Raw genomic sequence first — 12,405 nt, forward strand, 5'->3', positions numbered from 1 at the left:
AAAAATAATTTAAATTTGTTGTGAACCAAATAAGGAAAGCAATGAGTTTAAAAGATTTATTAGATAATAGTAAAGACAAAAGTTTATCCGAACAAAAATGGCATTTGCTTAGGCAGTCTATTATAAAACGTCTACTATCAGGCGGAAATTCGACTATTGCAGAATTGAGCGCCGAACTGCAGTCCAGTGTGCCTACAGTAACCAAAGCAGTCAACGAATTATTGACCGAAGGCTATGTTGTTGATTTAGGAAAAATAACAAATAGTGGAGGGAGAAGACCTTCTCTGTTTAGTATTAACCCAACTTGTGCCTACTTTTTAGGTGTTGAAGTTGGTTTAACAAGTATGTCTATTGGCCTTCAAAATATAAAGAACGAACTGGTAAGTATTGAGCTAGGAACTTCTTTTGCTTTAGAAAATACACAAGAATCACTTCTCAAATTCTGTAATTTAATTAATTCCTTTATCGAAGATAGCTCTGTGGAAAAGAGAATGATTGTAGGAGTCTGCATCAACTTTTCTGGGCGTATTAACTCGATGGAAGGTTTTAGTTATAATTATTTCTTTAGCGAAAACCGACCTCTAACGGAAATTATATCGGAACAATTGAATCTTCCTGTTCACTTAGAAAATGATACTCGTGCAATGGCTTTTGGCGAATATTGCGAAGGAGTTGTTGACGACGAACAAAACATCATTTTTGTCAATTACAGTTGGGGAGTTGCAATTGGAATGATTACAGATGGAAAACTTTATTACGGAAAATCAGGATATTCGGGGGAGTTTGGACATAGTACGATTTTTAATAATGAAATTATGTGCCAATGCGGAAAACTAGGCTGTTTGGAAACCGAAATCTCAGGTTGGTCTTTAATTAATCAATTTAAAGAGGCAATAAAAGATGGTAAGCAATCTAAAGTAGTCTTGGATGAAAATTCACCTGTCTTACAGCATCATGCAATTATTTCTGGAGCTGTAAATTTGGAAGATACACTTTGCGTAGATCTTGTAACACAGCAAAGTGAAAAAATGGGACGTTACTTGTCTATCTTATTAAACATATTCAACCCTGATCTTTTAGTCATTGGAGGAGATTTCGCACAACTTGGCGATTATGCACTTCTGCCAATACAATCTGCTTTAAAAAAATATTCGCTTGGTTTAGTAAACCGTGATATGAAGCTCAAAAAGTCTGCATTAGGGCGCCGAGCGGGTGTTATTGGCGCTTGCTGTGTGATCAAAGAAAAGCTATTATTTCCTTTGATTAATAATTGATTTAAGAATTGTACTTATAGTTATTAAAATAATTTAATAACTAATATTGTTATTTTAAAATATTTTATATCTTTACAAAATAATAATAAAATATTTAAATAAAGTTTACATCTAATGTTTAGCGATTAGCTGTCAAAAAAAAACTTTAGAATTAAGATTTGATGTTCAAAACCAAACTAACCATTTGGATAAAAATATTGTTTTTTGATCATAAAAAAAGCCAGTCAATGCTGTGAACATTGCTGGCTTGTTCTTCATAAGAACGGTGATTTAGGAATAAATAAATTGACCTTAACAAAGTTTTATTAACCAAACCATTACAAAAGTATGAAATTATTGCCTAAAAGTAAGCCTAAAAATTTTAGGTTTACTCCTAAACACGTAAAAGTTATTAAACTTACGTCTACGTTACTTTTAGCTTTTACTATGCAATTAGCATCTGCTAAAACAGAAAAAAGTGTTGTGTTTACGGATAAAAATGTAAAAAAGAACAACCCAGTTCAGAAGAAAGTTACTGGAAGAGTAACAAATGAAAAAGGAGAATCTCTTCCAGGTGTAAATATTGTTGCAAAAGGAACAAGTGTAAGTACTCAAACTGATTTTGATGGAAATTTTGCTTTTGAAGTTCCAGATAATGCAACTACTTTAATTGTAACATATATTGGATTACAAGATCAAGAAGTTGCTATTACAGGAAGTCCATTAAATATTGTCTTAAAAGAAATAGGACAGCAAATGAATGAGGTAATCGTAGTAGGATATGGAGCTCAAAACAGAAGAACTTTAAGTACAGCAGTTTCTAAATTAGATAAAAAAGTACTAGAAAACGTACCTTACTCAAATGTTACGCAGTCTTTGCAAGGAAGTGTTACAGGTTTGGTGGTTAAAACTTCATCAGGACAACCAGGAAAAGCTTCAAATGTAATTGTTCGTGGAGGTACTTCAATTGATAATCCATCGGGAGCAACTCCTTTATATATTGTTGATGGGGTGATCAGAAGTCAGATCGATGATATTAACTCTTTGGATATTGCTTCGCTTCAAGTGCTTAAAGATGCTGCAGCAACTTCTATTTATGGTGCACGTGCCTCAAATGGTGTAATCATTGTCACTACAAATACTGGAAAGTCAGGAAAATTAAAAGTTACTTATAATGTTTCTACTCAAAACAGTAGAATTGGCAAAAAATACAATTTCATGGATGGAGGCGATTACATCAAAATGCAGCGCCTTGGATTGTATAATGCAGCTGAACTTGCTGGTCTTTCTACCACAACGGGTATCGCACGTTTAGGGCAATTGACTGGTGCAACGCCTGCAGGTACAGGGAATAATCTAGAGAATAATACTCCGTTTGCTACTTTATTAAAATCTAATTTATCTGCAGAAACCATAAGTACGCTTCAGGCAAAGGGTTGGCAGGAAATTGCAGATCCTTTAAATGCGAACAATACTATTATGTATAAGAGCACCGATTGGAATGATATTTTATTTCAGGATGCCATTACGCAAAGCCATACACTTGGATTTAGTGGAGGAACAGACACTGGCGTATTCGATTTGAGTTTAGGATATTTAAAAGGTGATGGTATTACGATATTCACAGGATACCAAAGGTTTACAAGTAAATTAAACGCTTCTTTAAAAGTGGCAGATAATTTTACAATTAATGGTCGTGTTTTATTTTCTAAAGCAAGCAACAATCAGGTTGTGGCAAACAGTGTGGTTTTCAATAGATATTTAGGAAACTCGCCAACTACAAAACTATATTTAGAAGACGGAACTTTAGCTCCAGGACAAAATAACATTAACGGAAATCCATTGTACCAGATGGGGAAAGTTAAAGGGAAAAATGAAAACGATAAGCTTCAGATGGGCGTAGATGGTGAATTAAGACTTGCAAAAGATTTTACTTTCACACCAGCTATTTCGTTATACAGCGAAAATCAAAATGATAATACTTTTCAGCAGGCATTTTTAAGCGGAAGCAGTGGTTTGGTTGATAATACAAGAACTGCAACAAGATTGAGCAATCAAACGTATCAAGTGCAATACGAAGGTGTTTTTGCTTATAAAAAAGGATGGGATAATATTGGTGATTTTGATGCCAAATTGGGAGTTTCAAAATACGATAGAACCATTAAATACTTTAACGCCTCAGGAAAAGGAAGCCCTTCAGATTTAGCGCAGACTTTAGATTCATCTCCAATTCCGGTTTCCGTTTACAGCAACAATACAAAATTGGTTTTAAATAGTGTTTTTGGGCGTGTTAATTACGATTATAAAAACAGATATTTTGCAACAGCTTCATTTCGTTATGACGGTTCTTCAAGTTTAGGACCAGACAATAGATATGGATTTTTTCCTGGGATTTCGGCAGGATGGAATATGCAGGAAGAGAAATTCTGGGCTAACACAATGCCAAAATTCTTTTCTTCTCTTAAACTTCGTGGAAGTTATGGTGTAAACGGAAACTTAGGAACTTTAGGTGATTTCCAGGCTGGAGGATTATATGCAGGAACTACAAACGGACTTCCAAATAGTTATAATGGACAATCGGCTATTATCAACTCTCAAATTGCAAACCCAGGTTTAAAATGGGAACAATCTGAAACGATAAACGGTGGTTTTGATATCGGATTGAATGAAGATAAAATTAGAATCATCGGAGATTTCTACAACAAATTGACATCAGACTTATTGACGAATCTGACATTGCCTTCAAATAGTGGTTTCTCAACTGTTTTGACCAATTTAGGAGGATTAAGAAGTAAAGGTTTTGAGCTGGAAGTACAGGCAAATATTTACAATCAAAATGATTGGAAAGTAAATGTTGGAGCAAACGTGTCGCACAATACCAATACAATCGAAAAACTTCCATTTAATGGAAATGGAAACAATAGAATTGGAGGAACAGAAATATGGGATAAGAAAAGCGGGAAATATGTTTATGTAGGAGGTTTACAAGAAGGACAGAAAATTGGAAATTTCTACGCTCATAAACAATTATACATTCTTTCGACTCAGGCTGAAGCAGATGCTTACAATGCAAAAGTTCATGATACTTATGTTACTAAAACGGCTGCAAATGGCGGTAATCCTGAAGGGAAAAAATTTGCAGGAGATGCGGTTTTTGAAGATACAGACAATAACGGAATCATTGATAGTCGAGACAGACAATATATGGGGAATATGTTCCCGACATTCGTAGGAGGTTTCAATTTTGATACTTCGTACAAAGGTTTCTCTTTAACAGTTAGAACAGATTATTCTTTAGGAGCAACTATTTACAACGAAGCAAGAGCACGTTTCCTAGGTCAGTTTCAAGGTAACTACGGATTATTGGCAGAAAGCGCGCAAGCATGGCAGAAAGAAGGAGATATCACAGATGTTCCTCGCTACCGTTGGGCAGACCAAACAAACCAGAACAACTTATTCAGATCTGAAGCAAGTGGAGCGGCTTACAATACCAACATGTTTCAAGGTAACAGCCGTTACTACGAAAGCGGAGATTATTTATGCATAAGAGAAATTACGTTCAGTTATAGTTTTCCAAAAACACTTATCGAAAAAGCAAGTTTAACATCACTTCGTCTGTACGTTACAGGAAGTAATTTATACTACTTCACAAAATACAAAGGATTAAGCCCAGAGGTACAAGGTATTGACGGAGGATCTAGTTTAGGATTAAACGCAGCTGGTTCTACAGGAACTTACCCAGTGCCTAGAAACATTATTCTTGGTTTAAATATCAGTTTGTAAATTTTTAATTAAAAAATCATGAAAAAGAAATTTCTTTTATACACAATACTTTTTTCAAGTCTCGCTCTTTTTAATTCTTGTCAGGATGATTTAGAATTAACATCTGATAGTGTTATTACGGCCGATAGTTTCTGGAAAACAGAAGATGATGCCAAAGCAGGGGTAAACGGAATGTATGTTAACTTTAGAATCCAAACACAGCAAAATTATTATTTGCTGGGTGGAGCAAGAAGTGCTGAAATCACGGGAGGAGTTCAGTCTCCTTTAACATTGGCAAATTATTACAACAACAACCTTACGCCACAAAATATAGATGTAGATTGGGCTGGTTTATATACAGTAATTCATTCGGCAAATTTGGTTTTAAAATATGTACCGCAAATTACATTTAGTCCATCAACAGTAAAAGAACAGAAAAGATATATTGCTCAAGCGTACACAATGCGAGCGTTATGTTACTTCATTATGGCACGCTCGTGGGGAGGTGTGCCAATTGTAACAGAACCAACAGAAAATACCAATCAGTCGCAATATATAATTCCGCGAAATACGATTGAAGAAACATTTAAATTTATAAAATCAGATATTGATAAGGCAATCGCCAATTTTCCAGATTCAAATAATAATAAAACGCAATTGGCTCTTCCGTCAGTTTACGCCTTAAAAGCAGAGGTGAATTTATGGACAGCAAAACAATTAAACGGAGGAACAGCAGATTTAAATACAGCTTTAACAGCAATAAATGCAATTCCGGGAACACCGACTTTAATGCCTAGTTTCAAAGATGTTTTTGCTTTTGATAAAAAAGGGAATGCTGAAGTGCTTTTTGCAGTTCGTTATTCATTAGCCGATTTAACGTCATCGTTATTAGATAACTGGAATCAGTTTATGTTTGTTGGGCCAAGTGATTTTGCACCATTAACATCAGCCCAAGCAACAGCAGTTTTCGGCACATTAGGAACAGGTTCAGGAAATGCTGGTATTTCGAGAGTACAGCCAGACATTACAAGATTCAATTTTGCAGCTACAGATACCAGAAAAGACGCGACGTATTTAACTTTATATAACGGTACAACTCCAGTAGTTACAGGTTTGGTAAAATACAACGGAACTGTAGACGGAACAATCAGAAGATTTGTGAGTGATATTATTATTTACCGTTGGGCGGATATTTTATTAATGAAAGCAGAGATTAAAAATGCTTTAGGTCAGGATCCAACCACAGAAATGAATCAGGTAATGAAAAGAGCAGATGCATCGGCTTCATTTACAAATGATACTCCGGCAGCAAATGACGATGTGATTTTAAGAGAGCGTTTAAAAGAAATGGCCTTTGAAGGAAAATCATGGTGGGACATTGTTCGTTTTAATAAAACAAGCATAGTTCCGTCAATGGCAGGAAAACAAGTATTGTTTCCAATTTCTCAAAATACAATCAATTTCAATCCTAAAATTGTTCAGAACCCAGGGTACAATTAATCTAAAAAAGACAAAAAATAAATAAAACTAAAAGTTTAAAAATCAGACTGGAAATGTGAAAAATTTTCAGTCTGATAAAACTAAAATTAAAACAAAAGTCATGAAAATCGAACATTTACAAGGTCTTATTTCTGCTCCATTTACTCCATTTGACGAAAGCGGAAAATTGGATGTAAGCTTGATTCCAGCTTATTATACTTTTCTAAAAAGAAATGGCGTAACAGGAGCATTTATAATTGGCTCTACCGGCGAAGGGGTTTCTATGTCATTAGAAGAGAAAAAAACGGTTGCAAAAGCTTGGGCAGACTGCTCCAATCATGATGCTGACTTTAAAGTAATGGTTTTCTTGGGCGGAACTTGCTTAACAGATTGTATCGAGCTGGCAAAATATTCGTATGAAATTGGCTTATATGCAGTTTCAATCACAGCTCCGTTTTACTTTAAACCTGGAAACGTTGACACGCTTGCAGAAATTTGTATCAAAGTAGGAGAAAGTGTTCCAAACATGCCTCTGTATTATTACCATATTCCGGTTTTAACCGGAGTTAATATTCCGATGTTTGATTTGGTTAGAGCTTTAGACGGAAAACTGCCAAATTTTGCTGGAGTAAAGTATACGCATGAAGATTTTATGGATTTCCAAAGTTGTATGAGTTATGCTGATGGAAAATTTGATATGCTTTGGGGACGTGATGAAAATATGTTATCAGCATTGGTTTTAGGCGCAAAAGGTGCAGTTGGAAGTACTTTTAATTATGCTGCTCCATTGTACTACGATTTAATTGATGCTTTTAATAATAATGATTTAGTGAAAGCCAGAAAGTTACAGCAGAAGTCAATTGATATGATTCGTTTCTTAGGAAAGTATGGCGGAATTTCAGTTGGAAAAGCCTACATGAAATTGGTTGGACATAATTTAGGCGAATTCAGATTGCCAGTCAAAAACATGACTGCAGCACAATTTGAATTGTTCAAAAAAGATGTAGAAGGTTTATATTTCGACGAATTTAAATCAAAATAATACGTTTCGTTTTCGGCTAAAACAAACAACTATGAATCATTTTTTTTCTTTCTCAATCCTTATTATTTCAATTATGTCAGCAACAGTTGGTCTTTCGCAACAAAAAAATATTTCAAAAATAAAATGGGAAAAAGTAGCACAGCTTCAAAATGCAGATGGAAGTATTTCATTGGGTTTTGCAGGACCAATCAATGGTATTAATAACGATGTTTTGATTGTAGCGGGAGGAGCCAATTTTCAAGATAAAATGCCTTGGGAAGGAGGAAAGAAACATTATTCAAAAGAAATTCATGTTTTAGAAAAAAATGAAAAAACGTTTCAATGGAATAAAAAATCAATAGCAGAATTAACAGAACCAATTGCGTATTGTGGAAATGTTTCAACCAGTTTAGGAATAGTTTACGTTGGAGGAGAAAATGAAAACGGTTTATCCAACAAAGCACATATTTTAAATTGGAATTCTGAAAAAAATGAAATTGAAATAAAAGCATTACCCGATTTTCCAATTAAAATAACCAATATTGCTCTTGTAAATGTAAGCAATGTAGTGTATGCGATTGGCGGTGATGAAGCCACAAAAAGTTCCGATTTGGTTTTTAGTATAGATTTAAATAAAGCCGAGCCAGAATGGAAATCAGAATCAAAATTACCTTTTGCATTAGCAAATTCAGTAGCAGTGGTTCAGAATGAAGCTATTTATGTTGTTGGGGGAAGAACAAAAACAGCTTCTGGAATAAGTGGTTTACACAACACAACTTTGGCTTTCAACCTGAAAAAACAAATTTGGGAAACCAAAGCAGTTATAACAGATGGAAACAAAACAACCAATTTTTCAGCAGGAGCAGGAGTCGCTTTTGGGAAACATAATATCATTATTACGGGAGGAGATAACGGAGAAACATTTCATAAAATAGAAACCTATTTATCGCAAATTTCGAAGACAGCTTCAGAAGAAGAAAAGGCAAAATTAATTGCCGAAAAAAATATCTTAAATACAACACATCAAGGATTTTACAATGCTATTTTATGGTACGATACTTTAAAAAATAAATGGACAAAAATGGGCGAATTGCCATTTCTGGCTCATGTAACAACAACAGCAGTACTTTGGAACGATAAAATTGTTTTATCAAATGGAGAAATAAAACCTGGTATTCGTACACCAGATGTTATGATAGGAACTGTGGAATAAAAAAATAAAATTAATTAAGTTAAGTTGATTGATTTGAAACCTGACAGGTTTTTAAAACCTGTCGGGTTTAATTAAGAAAGCCTAATAAAAACCAAACCAAAAATCAACCAAAACCAAAATGAAAAACTCTAAATATTATCCTTGGCTCGTAGTCGCGTTACTTTGGATTGTAGCTTTATTAAACTACATGGACAGGCAAATGCTCGCAACCATGAGACCATCAATGGAAAATGACATTCCGGAATTAGTTTCAGGTGAAAATTTTGGACGTCTGATGGCAGTTTTCCTTTGGATTTACGCTTTGATGAGTCCAGTATCTGGAATTATCGCTGATAAATTAAATAGAAAATGGCTGATTATCGGGAGTTTATTCGTTTGGTCTGCCGTAACGTATGCAATGGGATATGCTAAAACTTACGATGAAATTTATTGGTTAAGAGCCATTATGGGCGTGAGCGAAGCTTTATACATTCCGGCAGGATTATCATTAATTGCCGATTATCATCAGCAGAAAACAAGATCGCTTGCCATTGGTATTCACATGACGGGACTTTATGTAGGTTCTGCTTTGGGAGGTTTTGGGGCTACAATTGCAGCACGCTATTCTTGGCATTCGACTTTTCATCATTTCGGAATTATTGGAGTGGTTTATTCGATTATTTTGGTTTTCTTTTTGTACGAGAAAAAGACAAAAGTTTTTGACCCAGAGTTTAATAAAACTCATGAAAAAGCTCCTTTGCTAAAAGGTTTGGCGTTACTATTTACCAATATTTCCTTCTGGGTAATTCTGTTCTATTTTGCTATAATAAGCTTACCGGGATGGGCAACTAAAAACTGGCTTCCAACGCTGTTCTCGGATAATTTAGGCATTTCTATGGATCAGGCTGGACCTTTGGCAACCATTACAATTTCATTTTCTTCCTTGCTTGGAGTTGTATTTGGCGGAATTTTATCGGACAAATGGGTTCAAAAAAATATAAAAGGAAGAATTTATACCAGCGCGATTGGTTTAAGCTTGACCATTCCCGCACTATTATTGATCGGATTTGGGCATTCCTTGTTTCACGTGGTTGGCGCAGTTCTGTGTTTTGGTATAGGATACGGAATGTTTGATGCAAATAATATGCCCATAATCTGTCAATTTGTTTCTTCAAAATATCGAGCGACGGCTTATGGTATTTTAAACATGACGGGGGTTGGCTGTGGCGCATTGGTCACCTCCTTATTAGGGAAATCAGCCGATGCTGGCAACTTGGGTTATGGTTTTTCTTTGATGGCCGGTATCGTCCTGATTGCCCTTATTACGCAAATTAGCTTTTTGCGCCCTAAAGTAAATGATTTTGAAGGAGCTTAAGTCAAAGTAGCCTTTTTTGAAAATTAGATTGTTAGTTGCTTTTTTGGTTTTTATAAGCCCGGGCGGAGCCATGCCGTTTCGCTCGGCTCATAACACCTTAATTTTAGTATGATGTAAAGAAGAATGAGAACACAAAAACAAAATTTACTACTGCTTATAACAGCATTTTTTGCCTTATTTCATATTGGAATTAATGCGCAGCAGATTGCTGTTAAAGTAGCCTGTATTGGAGATTCTGTTACAGCTGGTTATCTTTTGGCCAATCCGAAATCAGAATCGTATCCTTCGCAATTGCAGGTTTTGATGGGAAGTCAATATGAAGTGAAAAATTTTGGTTACAGCGGTGCAACTCTTTTAAAAAAAGGAAGTAAGCCTTATTATAAAACTAAAGAATGCTCTGATGCCATTGCGTATCAGCCGGATATTGCGATTATCCATTTGGGACTAAATGATACCGATCCGAGAAACTGGCCGAATTACAAAGACGATTTTAATGCCGATTATTCTTGGCTGATTGATGCATTAAGAAAACTGAATCCGAAGGTGAAAATTTACATCTGCAGAATGACTCCGATTTTCAATGAACATCCTCGTTTTAAATCAGGAACAAGAGATTGGTTCTGGCAGATTCAGGAACATATTAGCGAAATTGCTAAAGCAAATAAAGTTCATTTGATTGATCTTCACGAAAAATTATACCATCGTCCAGACCTTTTCCCAGATGCTTTACATCCAACAAAAGAAGGAGCAAAGATTTTAGCACAAACGGTTTACGAGAATGTTACGCAAGATTTTGGCGGATTAAAATTGCCTGCTGTTTTTACGGATAATATGGTTTTACAGCGAAATCTGCCGATTGTAATTTATGGAAATGCAAACGGAGGAGAAAAAGTGGAAGTGAGTTTTGATAAACAAAAAATAACAGTTTCAGCTAATGAATACGGAAAATGGAAAGCTGTTTTTCCTGCTATGAAATCGGGAGAAATACAGCAGATTTCGATTTCAACTTCCAATCAAAATATTACTTTAAAAAATATTCTAATTGGAGATGTTTGGTTTTGTTCGGGACAATCAAATATGGCTTTTCCTTTGAAAAAAGCAGAAAACGGAATTTCCGAATTAAAAAAAGCTTCAGCAAATAAAAAACTCAGATTATTCAATTTTGAAGTCATTCAGGAAACCGATGAAAAAGCTTGGGATTCTATCACTTTAGAAAAAACAAATCAATTAAAATACTTTTCAGGAAACTGGAAAATTTGTGATTCTGTAAGTGCCAAAGATTTTTCGGCAGTGGCGTATTATTTTGGACAAAATATTATTCAGGAAGAAAATGTGCCAATTGGTTTAATTCAAGTTGCAGTTGGCGGTTCACCAATTGAATCTTGGATCGATCGATATACTTTAGAACATGATGATAAAGAAGTGGATGTATTGACCAACTGGCGAAAATCTGATTTTTTAATGCCTTGGGTTCGATCTCGTGCTGACGAAAATCTAAAAAATGCTGTAAATCCAAAACAGCGCCATCCTTACGATCCTTGTTACAATTATGAAGCTGGAGTTTCGCAGTTTACCGATTTTCCAATTAAAGGAATTTTATGGTATCAAGGAGAAAGCAATGCACATAATATCGAATTATACGAACATTCATTGCCTGAATTAGCCGAAAGCTGGCGGAAAGCATGGGGAATTTCATTACCGTTTTATTTTGTGCAGCTGTCAAGCATAAACCGTCCGTCTTGGGCATTGTTTAGAGATGCACAAAATAGAATCCAGAAAAAGATTCCAAATAGCGCGATGGCAGTCAGTATGGATTTTGGCGACGAAACTAATGTGCATCCGATAAAAAAAGAACCCATCGGAAATCGATTAGCATTGCTGGCCTTAAAATATACCTACGGAAAAAAAATAACTGCCGAAGGGCCAATACCAATAAAAGCCATTCAAAAAGGAGATGTTATTCTGGTTTCTTTTTCAAATGCAAAACAGCTATTTACAGCAGATAAAAAAGAAGTAATCGGATTTGAATTAGTAACCGATAAAGGAATTCGGATTGAAAGTAAAGCTGCAATTGTAAAAGATCAAGTGCAGATTAGCATTCCGAATGACGAGAAAATAAAAGAAATTTTATACGCGTATAAACCTTTCACGACAGCAAATCTGGTAAACGAAGCCAATCTTCCATGTTCCACTTTTAGGCTAGAACTGGATTCTGCGCACCAAAACTAGAAAGCATCTCTCACACTATATTTTTTCTTTAGATGAACTGAATTTACATCTAAAGCGATTTCACCTATCAACATAACAAAACCTGAATTGAATT

The 12,405-nt window shown here is 35.1% G+C and carries 7 protein-coding genes; all 7 read left to right on the top strand.

Annotated features, from left to right (window positions below; all coding sequences use genetic code 11):
• The first annotated feature begins 41 nt into the window (after positions 1-41).
• Entirely contained in the window at positions 42-1,274 is a 1,233-nt protein-coding gene (locus NU08_RS01325) for an ROK family transcriptional regulator (protein WP_129745400.1), read from the top strand.
• Positions 1,275-1,601: 327 nt separating this feature from the next.
• Complete coding sequence (locus NU08_RS01330; protein ID WP_129745402.1) at positions 1,602-5,036, top strand: SusC/RagA family TonB-linked outer membrane protein; 3,435 nt, start codon at positions 1,602-1,604, stop codon at positions 5,034-5,036.
• An 18-nt stretch (positions 5,037-5,054) separates the two neighbouring features.
• Complete coding sequence (locus NU08_RS01335; RefSeq protein ID WP_129745404.1) at positions 5,055-6,515, top strand: RagB/SusD family nutrient uptake outer membrane protein; 1,461 nt, start codon at positions 5,055-5,057, stop codon at positions 6,513-6,515.
• A 100-nt stretch (positions 6,516-6,615) separates the two neighbouring features.
• Complete coding sequence (locus NU08_RS01340; RefSeq protein WP_129745406.1) at positions 6,616-7,536, top strand: dihydrodipicolinate synthase family protein; 921 nt, start codon at positions 6,616-6,618, stop codon at positions 7,534-7,536.
• A 31-nt stretch (positions 7,537-7,567) separates the two neighbouring features.
• Entirely contained in the window at positions 7,568-8,728 is a 1,161-nt protein-coding gene (locus NU08_RS01345; protein WP_129745408.1) for a galactose oxidase, read from the top strand.
• 118 nt (positions 8,729-8,846) lie between these two features.
• The gene (locus tag NU08_RS01350; RefSeq protein ID WP_129745410.1) at positions 8,847-10,082 is read left to right on the top strand and encodes an MFS transporter; all 1,236 of its coding nucleotides are present in this window, start codon (positions 8,847-8,849) and stop codon (positions 10,080-10,082) included.
• Between the two features lie 123 nt (positions 10,083-10,205).
• Positions 10,206-12,311 carry a GDSL-type esterase/lipase family protein gene (locus NU08_RS01355; RefSeq protein WP_129745412.1) on the top strand — a complete coding sequence of 702 codons (2,106 nt, stop codon included), beginning with the start codon at positions 10,206-10,208 and terminating at the stop codon, positions 12,309-12,311.
• Positions 12,312-12,405: the final 94 nt, after the last annotated feature.

Origin of the sequence: Flavobacterium anhuiense (genome assembly GCF_004151235.1) — a bacterium.
GTDB lineage: Bacteria > Bacteroidota > Bacteroidia > Flavobacteriales > Flavobacteriaceae > Flavobacterium > Flavobacterium anhuiense_A.